This window comes from Leucobacter viscericola (assembly GCF_011299575.1).
Classification (GTDB): domain Bacteria; phylum Actinomycetota; class Actinomycetes; order Actinomycetales; family Microbacteriaceae; genus Leucobacter; species Leucobacter viscericola.
The window spans coordinates 2,028,037-2,045,604 of sequence record NZ_CP049863.1 but is presented as its reverse complement, the minus strand read 5'-3'; the positions used below and the strand labels follow the sequence as shown (position 1 = coordinate 2,045,604).

The window sequence follows — 17,568 nt, the reverse complement described above, 5'->3', positions numbered from 1 at the left end:
TGACAGCTGCGCTGCTGATGGGGATGACTCTCACAGCATCCCCAGCGCTGGCCGAGGAGCCTACGTCAGCACCGGTGCCAGCGCAGACCGCGCCAGGGGCGGCAGAGGCAACGCAGGCCGAACAAAACCCGACTCAATCTGAGCCGACCGACACTCCTGCCGATCCTGCTCCGACGGCCGCGCCCGAGCCTGAACCGACTCCCGAACCGGCGCCTACGCCGGACCCGACGCCCACACCGGAAACGAACCCCGAGGATCCGCAGAGCCCGCAGAATCCAGTAACCCCGACGCCCGAGCCAGAACCCGCGGCCCCTCAGGCCAAGGCAGACGATGACACCGGCGACATCGGCATCCTCTCTATCCTTGGTGCGGTCGTCACTGTCGAATCTGACGGCACCGCGACCTTTGACGCCAACAACAACCCCGGCAATGACCAGAGCGCCAACAACGGCATTGTGCGTACGAACGACGAGATCCAATACAAGTTTGAGTACAACACCGATGCGGCCGTAACGAACCCGGTGATTACCTCAACCTCTCCCGCGGGCACACGGTGGCTTGCGGTGCCCCCGAGCTGCGTCGGAACCGGCACAACACCGCATCCGTCCGGCATCTACGACTCGACAACGGGAGCCCTGGGCGGTGACCGACGCCTGCTGGTGTGCCAGCTGCCGTCAACCTCGGCGTCCGTGAGTGACTCGATCTTGCCAAGGCTGTGGGTCACCAACCAGCCGACGCAGGGCTCGCTCCTGCCGGTTACCTTTTCGGTTAACGATGCCAGCGCTGATCCGCCCATCACCGCGACCCCGGTCATCACTGTGGTGTCGGGGGCACCGACGTATGACCTCCGCAAGCTGGGGCGAGCGGCCACCGCAAACGTCAACGGCCCGAACGGGGAACCGGGCATTCTGAACACCTACCCGGTCGGCATCACGGTCGCGCACCCGACCCGCTTCGGGCCAACGCAGGGCATCAAGGGCATGTCGCAGCTGAGCAACTCTGTCACCTTCTTCGACGACCTGTCACAGTACAGCCGCAATGCCCGGCTCTACGACTGGGGTGGACCCGGTTGTGGCTACATCAACGCCGGTGACCTCGGCGGGGTCCCCGCGTCGCGCATCGGCATCACCGGAAGCTCAACCGCGGTCAACTCGGTGGTCAACAGCGGCACGATCGCCTGCTCCCCTAACGGCCAGGGGTTCAACGTTTCGTTTACCGGCATGAACACCACGGGCTCCTCGTTTCCCACAACGAGTTCGCAGGGTGTGGCTCTCGGCAGTAATTACCTCTACGTCGCCACCGGAATCCTGCGCATCTGGCTACCGCAGTCCGATGTGGCAAACGGTGCCGACGGCATCCCGGGTACCCCCGATGACAACAGTTTGGTACTCACCAACACCGTGAGTCAGTTTGATCCAGATGACGTCGCTGGCCAGTCAAACTATGGGACCGGCACGGAAGCGCTGACGACGTGCTTCGGGCGCCCAACGGATCGCTGCGACAACACCACATCCTTCACGCTGACGGCCGGAATGGGCATGTCAAAGCAGTACCGAGGGTACGTCGGGGGTGGCACACCACCCGGTGCGAGCGGCGTCTGGACGGGCGATTTGCGGGCGGGGCTTGGCTATAAGGTCACCAGCCGCGTCGCGATCACCCCGGCAGTGTTGCCCGCGCTGAACGCGAGAACCTGCGACATCTTTGACCGAAGTTCGCAGCGCCTCGTGAGCGGAACTGGATCAAACACGAGTCCAGCAAGTTTCGCCCAGGGTGCGAGCCCCGACCCGATCTTGCCGGGCGACTACGTTATCGAATACGGTGCGGCAACGAATCAACCGGGCACGTTTGCCGACATGCGAGCCGCGCGCTGTGACGACGGTGATGCGGTCTGGTCGACCAGCCCCACCAGCGCAACGCTGGGCGGCGGTCTCACCGCCAACGGCTTCCGAGACACGATCGACCGCGTGCGCATCACCTTCTCGCGAGACCTGCCGCCACAGACCGCGTATTACCTCTACACAAACCTCGAGGTGTACTCGACCTCGACGCTCGATCCTGCCCAGAACCCCGACGGAACGATCCTCTCGAACTTTGGCCAGTTCAAGTACGGGTCGACGCCCACCTGGAACGGGAGTAACACCTACAACCCGGTGACGCACACCGGGGCGCAGATGGGAGACCGGATCCAGTTTGTTCCGGGTGAGGTGAGGGTCTCCAAGAAAGTGCGCGAGGTCATTCCTGGTTCAGGATCGCAGGTGCTTGCTGGCCAAGACATCGCTTTTGTGCTGCAGCCGTCCGCTGCGGGCCTTGTTGGTTCGGCTCCGGGATCGATGCGAGACGTGACGGTCACCGATATTTTGCCGACCAACTCGCCCCGGCTGGTCATCAACCCGCTGAGTGTGACCGCACCGCCCGGTGCCGTGCTGCAGTTCTGCGAAACGTGTAACGGTAGCGACTGGTCAACAACGGCTCCGAATGCGCCGCACGGCCTGCGCTGGAATTTTGGTGACGTGGTGGCAGGATCGCCTATGCCTGAGCTGAGCTACCAGGTTCGCGTGCCCATCAACGCCACCAACGGCCAGAGCTACGTGAACACCGCCTCGATCAGTTCGCCCGACGATCCGTCGACCCTGGCACAGCGCTCGGCCACCGACTCAATCTCGGTCGTTGCTGCGGCGACCGTGCTCGCCACGAAGACCGCAGAACGTGCGGTCGAGCCCCTAAACACGGACCTACGCTGGTCGCTCTCGATTCGAAACGCAACCACCACCCCCGTCGACACACTCGACGTTGTTGACGTGCTGCCCGCCTCCGGAGATAACCGCACGCCGGCATCCTCGTTCCACGGGGATTTCTCCGCCATCTCCGTGCAAAACCTGCCGGCCGGCCTCACCGCCTATGTGACCGACGCGCTGCCAGACGACCTCGACACGCGTGACGGGGCTCTCGATGGGCAGGTCGACCCCGGTGCCGTGAGTGACGCCTGGTTTGTCGCGCCCGGCACGGCGGAGTGGTCGTGCACGCTCGCGCAACTGGGCACCCCCGGTTGCCCGACCGCGGCGACGGCAACAGCCCTTCGGTTTGTGAGTGCCGCGGGTTCCTCCTCGGTGATCGCGCCCAACGATACGATCTCCTGGGACTTGCTGCTGACACCAACCGGAAACGCCACCGGTGATCAGTACACCAACCGATTTGTCGCTCGTGTGAACCCCGAGGTGCTGCAGCTGCCGGTGAACTCACCCGACGTGCCCATTCGTGTGGTCGCGCCGTCAGTGTCGATCACAAAAGACGTGTGTGTCGCCCTGACCTGCGCGGTTGATGACGATAGCGCGTGGGCTCAGACGACCGAGCTACCCGAGGGTGGTGACGCCGTCTACCGCCTAACGGTGACAAATACGGGCGAAGAGGCTGGCGACGTGTCCGTCAGTGACGTGCTGCCGTCTTCGCTGAGCCTTGTCGCTGGCAGCGCCCAGGCGAGCCTCGGTGATGTGTCTGGCTTTGATCCCGACTGGGTGCTTGGCACGATGGATCCCGGCCAGACCGAGACCCTGACCTTCAGAGCAGCGACAGACGGTCTCGGCACCATCACGAACAACGCGACGGCCGAGATCACGGATCGCTTCGACCAGACCGCAACAGACAGTGACAACGCCGTTGTGACGGTCGTTGAGGTGCCCATCGGGCTGACAAAGACGCTGGTGAGCAGCACGGTTGGGGCCGACGGGCTCGGTGAGGTGACCTACCGCCTGGTGGTCAGCAACGACTCGCCCTACGACAGCAGCTATTCTCTCGAAGACGAGCTTCGGTTTGGCAAGGGCATCACGATTCTGGGCGTCACCGCGAGCAATGAGGATCCCGGCGACCTTGAACTCAATCCCGACTGGGACGGCGTCGACGACACCGCCCTCACCACCGACACCGACATTGCTTCGGGCAGCAGCCACACCTACGAGGTGGTAGCCAGCGTGCGGGTTGTTGGAGACCTTCCCGCCGAGCAACTGGAGTGCTCGACACAGAACACTCCCGGTGGGTTCTTGAACATCGCGTTCCTGGCCGGAACGCAGCCTGCCGTGAGCGACGCAGCCTGTGCTGCGGCCCCCGCCGGATCCATCAAGATCGAGAAGACCGGGCCGGCGCAGGTGCTGCCCGGTGGCACGATCGAGTGGAGCATCCTGGTGAGCAACCCGGGAGAGCTCGACGCGGGCGCGCTGACCGTGACGGACGACCTACCCGATGGTGTGACCTTCGTTTCAGCCTCTGATGACGGCGCGCTTGCCGGGGGCACGGTGACGTGGCAACTGAACGGAGTTGACGCCGGCGCCAGCAAAAAAGTGACCGTCACGGGCACCGTTGCTAAAAACAAGGACGGATCAACCATCACAAACTGCGCCACGAACGGCACCCCTGAGAACTGGGTGGAACCCGAGGTTGCTCCGGGCGACCGAGTTGCGGTGACGGGTTCTGCGGCTGCCGCCGTCGCCCCGAACTGCGCCGAAACCGCCGTGACCTCAGAGAAGCCGCCGATCCCGCCAACACCGCCGACCCCACCCACCCCACCGACGACCCCACCCGGCACAGGGGGAGGCACCCCGGGTGGCCTCGTCACGACGGGCGCAACGGGCGAGAACTGGGCCCGCCTGGGCGCCCTGCTCCTTCTGACGGGCGCTGCTGTACTTGCGCGACGGAGGTGGCGCGCGGTCTCGCGACGCTGACGCAGCGCCAGCTCCTCCTGGTGTGAACGCAAGTCAACATTATGGTCGCCCAAAATGTTGACTTGCGTTCACACCATAGGGGGCGTGCCCATTACGACAGCCGCAGCCAACTGGCGCGCCAACCCCACGAGGGCTATGCTCAATGGGCAATCCTTACGAGGGAGAAATCTTGGGCATCATTGAAGCCGTGGCCATGATCATTGGTCTTGGCTCTCTCGTATACCTGGCCTACGCTCTGCTGAAACCTGATCGCTTATGAGCAGCTGGGTTCTCGCAGTCGTATCGTTTCTCACCGTCGCGCTGATTCTTGGGGTGCTCTACCGCCCGCTCGGCGACTACATGGCGTGGGTGTTCACGTCCGACAAGCACTGGCGCATCGAGCGTGCAATCTACCGCTTGTCGGGTGTTGACCCCGAGCGACAGCAGTCGTGGCGTGGTTACCTCAAGTCCATTGTTGTTTTCTCGGTTGTTGGTTTTGGGCTGCTCTACCTGATCCTGCGCCTGCAGCCCTGGCTGCCGTACTCGCTCGGGCTGCCCCCGATGAGCCCGGATCTCGCGTTCAACACCGCCGTCTCCTTTGTTGGCAACACCAACTGGCAGTCGTACTCGCCCGAGCAGACTCTCGGCTACGTCGCTCAGATGGCCGGCCTCGCTGTGCAGAACTTCGTGTCGGCGGCGGTCAGCATGGCGGTTGCGGTCGCGCTGATTCGAGGCTTCGCTTCGCGCGGCGGACGCAGCGGGCTCGGCAATTTCTGGGTCGACATTGTGCGGGCGAACCTGAGAATCCTGCTGCCGATCTCAATCCTCGCTGCCGTGCTGTTGATCGCTGGCGGTGTGATCCAGAACTTCGCGGGGTTCACCGATGTGCAATCGGTCGCTGGCATGACGCAGACGATCCCGGGCGGCCCGGTCGCGTCTCAAGAGGCGATCAAGATGCTCGGCACCAACGGCGGTGGCTTCTTCAACGCCAACTCGGCGCACCCCTTCGAGAACCCCACCCCGTGGACCAACATCGTGCAGACACTTCTCCTGCTGCTGATCCCGTTCACCATGCCGCGCACCTTTGGCACGATGGTCGGCAACCAGCGCGCAGGGTATGCGCTGCTGCTCACGATGGCCGTGCTGTTTTTGCTCGTCTACGCACCGCTAACCGCGTTCGAGTTTGCGGGGTCAGGATCGGCGCCCCAGCTCGCGGGTGGCGCCATGGAGGGCAAGGAACAACGTTTCGGGATCGTGGGTTCCACGCTCTTTGCCACCGCGACCACCGGCACAACCGGCGGTGCCGTCAACTCGATGCACGGTTCGTACACGGCCTTTGGTGGCCTCATGCTGATGTTCGACATGATGCTCGGTGAGGTCGCCCCGGGTGGCGCAGGATCGGGCATCTACGCGCTCCTGATCCTCGTGGTGATTGCCGTGTTCTTGACCGCACTGTTGCTCGGCCGCTCACCCGTCTACCTCGGCAAGCGACTCGGCGTGCGCCAGCTCAAGATCGTGAGCATCGCGATTTTGGTCATGCCCGTGCTCGCGATTGGGGGCCTCGCGGTGAGTTTTGCGATCCCGTCGGTGCAGGCCGAGATCGTGGCCAGCACGGGTAATGCGGGGCCGCACGGACTCTCCGAGGTGCTCTACGCGTTCATCTCTGCCGCTATTAACAACGGATCGGCGTTCGCCGGGTTCAGCGCAAACACCCCGCTGCTCAACATCATGCTGGGCGTCGTCATTATGCTGGGGCGCTTCATCCCCATCGCGCTTGTGCTCGCCCTCGCCGGGTCGCTCGCGACGCAGGGTAAGGCGATCACGTCGGCCGAGCTGCCGCTGCACCGGCCGCAGTTTGTTGGTCTGCTGGTCAGCCTCATCATCTTTATTACGGTCCCCATGTTTGTGCCGATTCTGCTGGCCGGCCCGTTTGCGGAGGGGTTTGCACCGTGACCGCGCCCAAGAGCAATGCCGTTTTTACACCGAGCGCCACGAGCTCGGTGTTTGTTGACGCGCTCCGCAAGTTTGATCCGCGATACCTCTGGCACAATCCCGTGCTGCTGCTCACCGAGGTCGGCGCCGCGCTGACCACGGCCATCGCCATCGCCGAGCCGTTTGTCGGGGGAGCGATGCCCTCGGGCGGAACCGTCATGCCTCCCGGCTTCACCTGGGCGCTCGCGATCGGCTTCTGGGTGTGCCTGTTCACGGCAACTCTCGCGGAGTCGATCGCCGAGGGGCGCGGCCGCTCGCAGACCGAGTCGCTGCGGCAGGCCAGGCGGGTCACGACCGCGCACCGCGTGTGCGACTACGACCAGGCAAAGGATCGCGCCGCGCGAAAGGCGAAGATCGAAGACGTCGATTCGCACGAGCTCGTGGCGGGCGACGTGGTGATCGTCGAGGCGGGCGAGGTGATCCCCGCTGACGGTGAGGTGCTGTGGGGCGCTGCCGAGATTGACGAGTCGGAGTTCACCGGTCATCCCGGGGCGGTCATTCGTGAGTCCGACGGTGATCGAACCGCGGTCACGGGAGGTACGCGCGACCTGTCCGACCGGCTCGTGGTGAGGATCAGTGCCTCGTACGAGGCGAGCGCGTTCGAGCGCACGATCCGACTGGCCAGCAAATCGCGCCGCAAGAAGGCCCCCAACGAGGTCGCCTTTGCGGCGCTACTCGCCTCGTTCTCGCTGTCATTTGTGATTGTTGTGCTGACGCTCAACTCGGTTGTTTCTCCCGTCGCGGCGCCGGTGTCGATTCCGGTGCTGGTGGCGCTTGTGGTGTGCCTGATCCCGACCGAAATCGCGGCGCTCATGTCGGTGACCGGGATCGCGGGCATGTCGCAGTTGTTGCGCCGCGGAGTGCTCGTGACGTCGTCGAAGGCGCTCGAAACCGCGGGCGACATCACGACCGTGCTGCTCGACAAGACCGGAACCGTGACGCGCGGCAACCGAAGCGCCGTCGCCTTTCAGCCGGTGGCGGGAGCCGATCCCGAACTGCTGATGCGCATGGCCGCCCTGGCGTCCATTGCCGACCCGACCCCCGAGGGCGCTTCGACCGTGCGGCTTGCTGCCGAGCTCGGCGTCTCGCCGGAGGCCTCTGAGACCGAGGGCGGCAAACCCGTCATGTTCAGCGCGGTGACGCGGCTCTCGGGTGTGGATCTGCCGAACGGCATGAAGATCCGTAAGGGCGCGGCCTCGGCCGCCGTCGCCTGGCTGAAGCAGCAGGGAACGGCGCCGCAGCGGCAGAAGCTCATCGAGCTCCGTACCGCTACCCGCGCCATCGCGAGCAGCGGCGGTACCCCGCTTGTTGTGGTGATGAAGCCCGCGGGGGGCACAGGTCAGGTGCTCGGGCTGATCCATCTGCAGGACGTCGTCAAAGAGAGTGTGCCGAAGCGGATTGGTGAGCTGCGCGCCCTCGGGCTGCGCACGGTTATGGTGACGGGCGACCACGAGCTGACCGCAAAGGCGATCAGCGAAAAGGCCGGCATCGACGAGTACGTCGGCGACAGCACGCCGGAAGACAAACTCGCCCTGATCGTGCGCGAGCAAGAGAAGGGGCACCTCGTCGCGATGAGCGGCGACGGGATCAACGACGCCCCCGCGCTCGCCCAGGCCGACATCGGTATCGCCATGAATACGGCGACCTCGGCCGCGAAGAAGTCGGCCAACATGATCATCCTCGACGACGACCCCGCGCACCTCGTCGACATTGTTGAGGTCGGTCGACGGCAGATGGCGACCCGTGGCGCTCTGATGACCTTTAACCTCGCGAACGATGCCGTGCGCTACTTCACCCTCTTCCCGGCGCTGTTCGTGGGTGTGTTCCCGGGGCTCGCGGCGCTCAACATTCTGCAGCTGCACTCACCTGCGTCGGCGATCCTTTCCACGGTCATCTTCAGCAGTTTGGTGATGGGGATACTGATCCCGCTCGCTCTTATCGGTGTGCCCTATCGCACCACGGAGTTGCGGCCCGCGCTCACGCGAAACCTGCTGATCAACGGGCTCAGCGGCCTGCTCGTGCCGATCATCGGCATCAAGATCATCGACATGATTATCAGCCAGCTACCGGGATACTGAGGAGTTCATCATGCCGCGCCTCGCCATCCGCACCGCCAAGTCCTTCTGGACGGGCTTCCGCATCATGCTGATCCTCATCGTGATTCTCGGTATCGCTTACCCGCTTCTTGTGTTGGGGGTTGGTCAGCTCGCGTTTCCTGGGCAGGCAAACGGCTCGCTCGTGCGGGCAGCGGATGGCAGTGTTGCCGGATCCTCGCTGATCGGGCAGCGCTTCGAGACCGTTGACGGATCCCCGTTGCCCCAGTACTTTCAGCCGCGGCCCTCGGTCGCAGGCGGCGGCTACGACCCGATGGCGTCGGGCGGCTCAAACCTTGGGCCCGAGAGTCCGGAGCTGATAGCCCAGATATCGGATCGCCTGGCCGAGGTCGCTGCGTTTAACGGGGTCTCCGAGTCTGAAGTGCCAGTTGACGCGGTGACTGCGTCGGGATCGGGTCTCGATCCGCACATCAGTGTTGAATACGCGCGGCTGCAGGTGCCGCGGGTGGCGGAGGCTCGAGGGCTCTCGGTTGACGCGGTTTCTGCGGCAGTCTCGGCGGCCACGGTCGGTCGTGATCTCGGCATTCTGGGGGAGCCCCGAGTGAACGTGGTCGAGCTGAACCTTGCGCTTGATGGCTTGAAGTAGGGCCGCTGCGTCGCGCTGCGGTCGTGCCTCGTTCGAAGGTGCGCCCCGTGCGGGCGACCGTCGCGGGTGCCCGATCCCTCCGGCGCCCGAGCACGCAAAAATCGGGTGTAGCCATATTGCTAGTTGGATCATCCTCAACTAGCAATATGGCTACACCCGATTGGGGGGCGGGGGGTGGGGTGGCGGGGCGAGCGGGGCTCCCGAAGCGCCCGCAAGCGCCCAGACCCAGACCCGGGTTAGTGCACCCGATCCGGCAGCGTGATGAGGCCCGACTGGGTGAGGGTCTTGTGCTTCGTCTCCGGAGCCCAGAGCACCGACACCACCAGGCCGATCGCGAGAACACCTGCCAGGATCAGGATCGTCGGCGCGACACCGAGCGAAGCCATCAAGACCGGCAGCAGGAACGTGCTGACAACCGAGCCGAGGCGGCTGATCGCGGTCGCGAAGCCGATACCTGAGGAGCGCACCGGGGTCGGGAAGCTCTCGGCAGGGAACACCCCTACGAGGTTGCTGATCGCGGAGAGCGAGAAGGTGAAGACCGCGAAGATGACAACCGAAATGATCGTCGCCGTGGTCGGCACCAGCGCGAGCGCCGTCAGCGACACCGTGAGAATGATGAACCCGGAGATCAGGAACCCACGACGCGAGAACTTCGCGGTGGCCCAGATGCCTGCCAGCGCACCGGCGAGCAGGAACACGTTCAGGTAGATCTCGACGGCGTAGCCGCTGCCACTCTCGGCAAGATCCGACAGCCCCATGTTCGAGAGGATGCTCGGCAGGAACGTGTAGATCGCGAAGTAGGGCATCACGATGCAGGCGAAGAACACGCAGTTGAAGATCGTGCGGCGAATGTAGCGCTTGCTGAACAGGCCGCGAATGCCGGTCAGCTCACCCTTGACCACGGGCTCAGGCTCGAGCACCACGTGGGTGCCGAAGTGCTTGTCGAGGATCGCGCGAGCCTCTTTCTCGCGGCCCATACGCAGCAGCCAGCGCGGCGACTCGGGGGTGCCGAGGCGGGCAACGAGCACAATCACGGCGATGAAGCCGGGAGCGATCAGCATCCAGCGCCACGCATCTTCGATGCCTGACTGCATAAAGAAGATACCGATGAGCGTTGCGAGTACGTAACCGAAGGTCCAGATCACGGAGAACGAACCGAGAATCTCACCGCGGCGCTTCTGAGGCAGCACCTCGGCCAGCATCGCGTGGCCGACGGCATAGTCGCCGCCGATCCCGAGCCCGAGAATGATGCGGAGCGTCAGCAGTTGCCACGGTTCCTGCACCCAGAACTGGGCGAAGGTCGCCAGCGTGATCACGATGAAGCTGATCGCGAAGATCTTCTGGCGGCCCAGCTTGTCGGCGACCGATCCGAAGAGCAGCGCGCCCGCAAACAGGCCAAAGAGTGCGCCGGCGCCGAGCGCACCGGTCCACCAGGCGTTCAGATCCATGTCGCCGCGCTGGCCGATCAGCACGATGGCCATGCCGATAATGCCGACCGCGAAGCCGTCATTGAAGTGCGCGCCGAAGGTGAGCGCGGTGATGCGAATGTGGAACTTATTGAGCGGGAGGTCGTCGAAGTCGACGGTCTCCTGGGTAGTGGTTTGAGTTGCGGTCATCTTGTGTCCTTTGTCTTCGTTGACATGGTTATTGTGAGGCAAGCGGGTTGGAGATTCCCACGTAGACGGTCTCCAAGAACTCGTGGATGCCCTCGGCGCCGCCCTCGCGGCCGAGCCCCGACTGCTTTACTCCGCCGAAGGGAGCCGCCGGGTTCGACACGAGACCGGTGTTCATGCCGATCATGCCGCTCTCCAACTGCTCCGCGAGACGAAGTGTACGGTTCAGATCTTGCGTGTACGCGAAGCTGACGAGTCCGTACTCGCTGGCGTTGGCGAGCTCGATCGCCTCAGCCTCGTCCTTGAAGACGACGACAGGCGCAACGGGCCCAAAGATCTCCTCGTTCAGGATCTCCGCGCCGTGTGGCACAGCCGTGAGCACGGTCGGCGGGTAGAAGAATCCCTCGCCGGCGGGGATCTCGCCGCCGATCCTCACCTCAGCACCCTCGGCGACAGCCGAGGCCACGAGCGAGCTGACCTTGTTGCGGGTCGCCTCGTCGATGAGCGGTCCGATGGTGACACCGTCGGAAATGCCGGGACCCTGTACGTAACCCGCCATGCGATCTGCGAGCTTCGTGGTGAACTCGTCGGCAATGGACTCGTGCACGAGGAAGCGGTTCGCGGCAACACAGGCCTCGCCGCCGTTGCGCAGCTTGGCAACGAGTGCACCCTCAACGGCCGCGTCAACATCGGCGTCTTCGAAGACGATGAAGGGGGCGTTGCCGCCGAGCTCCATCGAGACCTTCAGCACCTGCTCGGCCGAGTCGCGAATGAGGCGCTTGCCCACCTCGGTCGACCCGGTGAACGAGAGCTTGCGCAGTCGCGGGTCGGTGGTGAGGGGTGAGACGACTGCACCCGCGGTGGCGGTGGGAATCACGTTAACGACACCGGCGGGCACACCCGCCTCCACGAGCAGTGCTGCAAAGTAGAGCGCCGTTAGCGGGGTCTGTGCTGCGGGCTTCAACACACTCGTGCAACCCGCTGCGAGGGCGGGCGCAATCTTGCGCGTAGCCATGGCGAGCGGGAAGTTCCAGGGGGTAATGAACAGGCTCGGGCCAACCGGGCGGTGCAGTACGAGCAGGCGGTTGCCGCCGTCTGGCGACACGGAGTAGCGACCGTCGATGCGCACGGCCTCTTCCGAGAACCAGCGCAAGAACTCGGCGCCGTAGTTGACCTCGCCGCGTGACTCGGCGAGGGGCTTGCCCATCTCGAGTGTGATGATGCGGGCGAGTTCTTCGCGGTGCTTGATGGTGAGTTCGAAGGCACGGCGCAGGATCTCGCCGCGCTCGCGCGGTGCAGTTGCGGCCCATGACTTCTGCGCTGCGACCGCAGCGTCGAGCGCGGCCTTGCCGTCTGCGACGGAGGCGCTCGCGACGTGGGTGAGCACCTCGCCCGTGGCGGGGTTCGTCACGGGGAGAGTTGCGCCGCCCTCGGCGTCACGCCACTCGCCACCGATGAAGAGGCCGGTCGGGGTTGATTCTGGGAGCGCGTTCACGCGGCACCTCCTGCGGTGGGGGCCAGGCGGAGGGGTTCGCCGAGCAGGTCTTCGTACAGTTTGAAGGGGGTCATTTCGCCGGCGCTATCGCCGTAGCTGCGGCGTGCGCGACGGAACACCTGCTCGACGAGCGCCGATACCTCGCTGGGCATGCCGACCGCGCGGGCGAGGTCGATGGAGAGGCCCAGGTCTTTGCAGGCGAGGGCGATAGCGAAGCCCTCATCGTAGTCGCCATCATTGAGGATCGAGAGCACGTCGTTCTCAAGGAAGTTGCTGTTGGCCGGGCTCGCGATTAGCGAGCGACGCAGAACGTCGAGATCAACGCCGGCGGCCTTGCCGATTGTAAGCACCTCTGCGGTGGCCACGAGGTGCGAGAACCACAGCTGGTTGATCATGAGCTTCACTGCGTAGCCGGCACCGTGGCCACCCACGTTGATAATGCGGTCAGGATCGCCCATCGCCTCGAGCACGGGGAGGTGTTCGGCGAAGAGTTCAGGATCGGCGCCAACAAAAATCTGCAGCATGCCGTTTGCCGCGCCGACCGACATGCCACTCACGGGGGCGTCGATGATGCGGATGCCGCGGGCTGTCGCTTCTGCGCGCACCCCGTCGGCGACCTCGGGCACGGAGGTCGACATGTCGATCCACGTCTTGCCCTCGGAGAGCCCGGCGAGCAGGCCGTTCTCGCCCTGCAGCAGTGCCGTGACGATGCGGGGGGTGGGGAGCATGGTGATGACAACGTCGGAGCGACGCGCGAGCTCGGCAGCGGAGTCAGCCCACTCGGCGCCGTTTGCGAGCAGCTCGGAGGCGGCCTCGCGGCGCAGGTCAGTGACAACAAGCTTGAAGCCGGCGGCCTGCAGGTTGCGGCTCATGCCTGAGCCCATGTGGCCGAGGCCGATGAAGCCGACGACGGTGTTTTCGGTGGTGCGGGTGGGGTTATCGATGGTTGCGGTGTTAGCGTGCGGCATCTGCGGCGACTTCCTGGCTCGGGGTGTAGAAGGGGTTGCTGGGGGAATTGCGGGCGGCGACCACGTCTTCAACGGAGGGTCCGTTCGCGGCGCCAAGTTCGAGTGCGCGGCGGGCGGCCTCGCGGTTGTTGCGGTAGATCGCGTCGAGATCGTCGGTGCCGGGGTTGACCCAGACCGCCGCGATGAGCGCGTGGGTCTCGGTGCACGACTTGGGAATGACACCCTCTGCGACGGCGTCAGCGACACCGGCGGCGATGCCGGCCTGTGCGGCACCCCAGGTCGCGGTGCTGTGGAAGTCGCTTGCGGCAGCGGCCTTCTGCACGAAGAGGGTCATTGGCTTGACCGGCAGTGACGGCTTCAGCACGGCAACGAACGGCACAAACCCCTCGCTGGGGCTGCCGAGCGCGGTTGCCCAAGCGGTGCCCGCGGGGCCGTCGCGGTGACCGAGCACCGTATTGACGTGAGCGGCATTGACGCCCTCACCGACGAAGCTCTCACCGAGCTGCACGTTATCCATCATTGGACCTCTTTCTTCGATGCGACGCGCATCTATCTGACGCCGCTGGCATCGATAAAGATAAGTATCTGTTCCATTAACTGCAACTCAAGTTGCGTATAACGGAACAGTAGTGAAAGGCTGGGTGCGCCGTTGACGTCACGCGGCCAAGTCACATGGGGGTAAACGATGAAACACGAGGCCGATCCTGCAGCCAATGAAGACAGCCGACTCAACACCACAGGCTTGGGCCGAGACATTCGCCTCTTGGAGTTACTCGCGAGCGACGCGGCAACCAGGCTCGGCGGCTACGGCGTCACCGAACTCGCCAAGCTGACGGGCCGCAGCAAGACCGTTGTTTCGCGCGCCCTGGCCACTCTTGCGACCACGGGGTTGGCGGCTCGGGATCCTGAAACCCAGCGCTACCGCGTCGGCCCGCGAGTGTTCGCGCTCGCCGCACGAAGCGCCGAGGCGCAGCTCGTGCAGAGTGGTCAGCCGGTGCTGCGTGGCCTCGTGAACGCGACCTACGAAACCGCGCACCTGTGTGTGCTCATGCACGGCAACGTGCTGACGCTCGCGAGCGAGCTGAGCCCGCACGAGCTGCGATCCGCCGGGTGGGAGGGCGTGACGACGGCCGCGTGGCGATCCTCATCGGGCTGTGTGCTGCTCAGCGACTGGGATGAGACCGCGCTGCGCTACTGGTACGACGAGCGAGGCCACGACGCAACGGTGATCGGCCAGGAGGTGTTTGGGCGCGAAACGAACCCGTTCTCGCTCTATGACGGACTGCCGCCGCACACTGGCAAGGTGCGCGATTTTGCCGGTCTGCAGGACGAGATCGCGCGCATTCGGGCGGTCGGTTTTTCCGTGCTCGACGAGGATCTGGAGGCCGGGGTGGTCGGCGTTTCGGCGCCGGTGATCGACCACACCGGCAGGGTCGTTGCGGCCCTCAACGTGAGCGGCCCGAAGAAGCGCATCGGAGACAAGCTCGATGCGCTGGGCGGCATCGTTCGCCAGGCGGGGGCGTCACTGTCGCGCACGCTCGGCGGTCCGGGAGCCTACCCGGCCCCGCGGCGCTAGCTACTTGTTGCGGTGGTGATCGAGCTCCAGGTCAATGAAGGCCGCGATCAACGCGCGGTAGGTGCGCTCGACGACCTCGGGGGAGGCCCCGGCCTCTTCGGCAAGATTGCGCACCTTCTCGATGACCTGCTCTACGCGTGCTGGCGCACGAACACCCTGCTCGTCTTTCTTCAGTGATCCCGCGGTGACCACCCAGCCCTGGCGCTCCGCGATCAGCTCGACGATGCGGCGGTCGAGCTGGTCAATCTGGGCGCGGACTTCTTCGATGGTGGGGGTCTGGGAGGTCATGGGTCGATGCTAGTGCAGAGACGGGGAAGGGTGTGGATTTAGAGGCCGGGAACTGACCACGGTCCAGTGCGGGATCCATCGTTAGAGACGTAGCGAGCCTTCACCGAAGGAGCGGGGCCAGAACTTGATCCCGAACCGGTTCTGCGGAGTGAGACATCGTCGTTGCCGAGAGACTCGCGGATCCTGTGCGAAAACTTCCCATCGAGGCTCTTCAAATCGATAGCCGATCCAACCTCCGAGACGACAGACACCTGGAAGGCCGCTGCGGTGCCGCTGACCTGCGCGCTGGGCGGCTGAAGTTCGAATTCAGATTCGTGGCTCTGTTGAGAGAACACAAGGGTTTTTGGATTGAACTGCACCGCCAGAAGCTTGTTGGTGCCGACGAGACCACCGTTCGTGGTCGTAACTGCCCAGGTTCCCTGTTGCGAAACAGTCGCCTCGTTTTTCACGCCGTTTAGTTTGACGTAGACGATGGCCCCGGGGTCACCTGTGCCAGAAACCGTCGGGGAGTACTTCCCGTTTTCGGTGTCGGCCACAATCACAATTGGAGCAGTTCCAGGGACGCCCTCAAACTTGAACTCCGTAGAGCGTGCGTCGGAGCGTTTATTGTTCAACTCTTGGTACGCCCAGGCGGTGTAAGCGCCACCGGGGGTGTTTGGAAGTGCAATTTCCCACGCTCCCACCTCACTCGCCTGAGTTGAAAAGACGCCGTGGGATGCCGTGTCGCTTGAAAGAACGACTGTGATCGTGGCGAAAGGGAGCGACTCCCCAGAAAGTGCTGGGACATTCGGATCTAGAACGCTGCCCGGCTTGAAGGAGAACTCAGGGGCGACCATCCCCGGCGCGGGGACTGACTCGGTTTCTTGTGGAGGAGTCACTTCGTCGGCTGGCGTGATCCAATGTGAGTCTTCGTTGGTGTAGACGGTTTTCTGAGGCCCCGCTTCTCCCTGCGAAACGAGATCGAGGTCGCTGGAGAGGTCGTCTGAAATTGCGGTGCTGCTGTCTTGTTGCGGCGCTGATTGTGTGTGTGACGGGGGAGTCAGCACCGGTGCGATAGAAATCGCGGTTGCGGCTGCGGCTGCCGTGAGTCCGATAACCCCTGAAGCGATGATCCCTTTTGTGCTTGTGATGAGCGCTAACGTTCCCGAACCATTCACGCTCGAAGCCGCTGCCCCTGTGGCTCCGTGAATGAGTCCCGCAGCGAGTGAAGCGCTTGTGCCCATCCCGATAAGGAGGGGATCGCTGAGCTGCGTAATCGAGAAGCAACCGCTTCTGCTTCCGCGTAGACCTTGCTGCAGCTTTCGCAGTACTCGAGATGCGCTAGCACGCTGGTATGTTGCCGAGTGGGCAAAGATCCTCGCACTAATGCTGGAAACGCTGCAATCGCATCTTTGCATTCCGGGTCGTCAACTCTGTTTTTCAGGTGCGCCTTAATCCAGGCTTCTCGCAGGCCTTCGCGGGCTCGCGTTGCAAGGGCAGATACGGAGTTCGGCTTGAGGTTCAGCTGCTGCGCAACCTCACGGGGTTTGAGCCCATTGACTTCTAATAACCACAGAATCTCTTGCCATCTGGGGCGGAGGGATCGGAACGCCCGAATAACCAATTGGTTGTCATCGAGATCGTCCAGGTCATCTTGCCCGTCGGAGGAGGTGGCCTGATCAAGCAGTTCACTCAGATCATCGACCGTCGTCTCCTTGAGTGAGCGGGCCCAGCGTCCCGCGACATTTCGCACGACGGTAGTGAGGTAAGGGCGAAAAGCGCCGGTCGGACCGTGACCATTCGTAATTGCTTCAAGGATGTTCGCGTACGCCTCGGCAAGCAAATCTTCGGGGTCAAACGCGGTCGTGGCTTGACGAGCAACTCCGAGGCCGACCTGAGCATGGCGTTGCCATAACTCGGCGTAGGCCGCCTCGTTTCCCAGACGGGTTTCTTCAATGAGCTCCGCGTCACTCTCGTGCGTGAGTTCATTTAGGTTCGCCGATTGTGTGTTTTCTATACGACTGGACAAAGCCCGGTCATCCCCCTTCGAGCAAGATAATGCCCTTCACTACTGAGAGACCGCAGAGCGCGTTTCGTGACGCCGTCGAAAAATATCGCTGGTCACAGAAGGAGGGCAGAAACAGATGCGCACTGCACTTGGCGCGTCTGCCAATTCCATCCTACGTCGGTAATTATTGGGGCGGCCTGAAAGTTCTCTGGCCATTCAGGATGGCCTCAAGAGCGATGTGTAAGGATTGTTTTAAGC

The 17,568-nt window shown here is 63.8% G+C and carries 12 protein-coding genes; 5 read left to right on the top strand and 7 right to left on the bottom strand.

Translation table 11 applies throughout. The features are described 5' to 3' along the window. Nucleotides 1-23 precede the first annotated feature (23 nt). The 4 genes from G7068_RS16605 to kdpC all read left to right on the top strand — a co-directional run bounded on the left by G7068_RS16605 (nt 24) and on the right by kdpC (nt 9,383). Complete coding sequence (locus G7068_RS16605) at nt 24-4,712, top strand: DUF11 domain-containing protein (protein WP_166291314.1); 4,689 nt, start codon at nt 24-26, stop codon at nt 4,710-4,712. 255 nt (nt 4,713-4,967) lie between these two features. Further along, entirely contained in the window at nt 4,968-6,644 is a 1,677-nt protein-coding gene (gene kdpA, locus G7068_RS09035; RefSeq protein WP_166291311.1) for a potassium-transporting ATPase subunit KdpA, read from the top strand. After that, the gene (gene kdpB / locus G7068_RS09030; protein ID WP_166291307.1) at nt 6,641-8,761 is read left to right on the top strand and encodes a potassium-transporting ATPase subunit KdpB; all 2,121 of its coding nucleotides are present in this window, start codon (nt 6,641-6,643) and stop codon (nt 8,759-8,761) included. Before kdpA ends, kdpB begins: the two co-directional genes overlap by 4 nt. Nucleotides 8,762-8,771: 10 nt before the next feature. Continuing rightward, nucleotides 8,772-9,383 carry a potassium-transporting ATPase subunit KdpC gene (gene kdpC / locus G7068_RS09025; RefSeq protein WP_166291305.1) on the top strand — a complete coding sequence of 204 codons (612 nt, stop codon included), beginning with the start codon at nt 8,772-8,774 and terminating at the stop codon, nt 9,381-9,383. Between the two features lie 236 nt (nt 9,384-9,619). Here the strand turns inward: kdpC and G7068_RS09020 are convergent, their stop codons facing one another. From G7068_RS09020 to fae, 4 genes are read right to left on the bottom strand one after another with little or no spacing between them, the layout of a single operon-like run. Further along, the gene (locus tag G7068_RS09020; protein WP_166291303.1) at nt 9,620-10,999 is read right to left on the bottom strand and encodes an MFS transporter; all 1,380 of its coding nucleotides are present in this window, start codon (nt 10,997-10,999) and stop codon (nt 9,620-9,622) included. A 28-nt stretch (nt 11,000-11,027) separates the two neighbouring features. Further along, the gene (locus G7068_RS09015) at nt 11,028-12,491 is read right to left on the bottom strand and encodes an NAD-dependent succinate-semialdehyde dehydrogenase (protein ID WP_166291301.1); all 1,464 of its coding nucleotides are present in this window, start codon (nt 12,489-12,491) and stop codon (nt 11,028-11,030) included. Beyond that, nucleotides 12,488-13,459 carry an NAD(P)-dependent oxidoreductase gene (locus G7068_RS09010; RefSeq protein WP_166291298.1) on the bottom strand — a complete coding sequence of 324 codons (972 nt, stop codon included), beginning with the start codon at nt 13,457-13,459 and terminating at the stop codon, nt 12,488-12,490. The genes G7068_RS09015 and G7068_RS09010 overlap by 4 nt, the downstream gene beginning before the upstream one ends. After that, complete coding sequence (gene fae / locus G7068_RS09005) at nt 13,446-13,979, bottom strand: formaldehyde-activating enzyme (RefSeq protein WP_166291296.1); 534 nt, start codon at nt 13,977-13,979, stop codon at nt 13,446-13,448. Before fae ends, G7068_RS09010 begins: the two co-directional genes overlap by 14 nt. 165 nt (nt 13,980-14,144) lie before the next feature. Between fae and G7068_RS09000 the strand changes: the two genes are divergently transcribed. Continuing rightward, nucleotides 14,145-15,035: an IclR family transcriptional regulator gene (locus tag G7068_RS09000; protein WP_166291294.1), complete on the top strand. Its 891-nt coding sequence runs from the start codon at nt 14,145-14,147 to the stop codon at nt 15,033-15,035. On the opposite strand, the gene G7068_RS08995 is transcribed toward G7068_RS09000, so the two are convergent. The 3 genes from G7068_RS08995 to G7068_RS08985 are packed head-to-tail and all read right to left on the bottom strand — an operon-like array spanning nt 15,036 to nt 17,331. After that, complete coding sequence (locus G7068_RS08995) at nt 15,036-15,323, bottom strand: chorismate mutase (RefSeq protein ID WP_166291292.1); 288 nt, start codon at nt 15,321-15,323, stop codon at nt 15,036-15,038. It abuts the gene before it with no gap. A gap of 38 nt (nt 15,324-15,361) precedes the next feature. Beyond that, on the bottom strand, nt 15,362-16,480 hold the full coding sequence (locus G7068_RS08990) for a hypothetical protein (protein WP_166291290.1): 1,119 nt from the start codon (nt 16,478-16,480) through the stop codon (nt 15,362-15,364). Then, complete coding sequence (locus G7068_RS08985; RefSeq protein ID WP_166291288.1) at nt 16,477-17,331, bottom strand: sigma-70 family RNA polymerase sigma factor; 855 nt, start codon at nt 17,329-17,331, stop codon at nt 16,477-16,479. Before G7068_RS08985 ends, G7068_RS08990 begins: the two co-directional genes overlap by 4 nt. Nucleotides 17,332-17,568 lie beyond the last annotated feature (237 nt).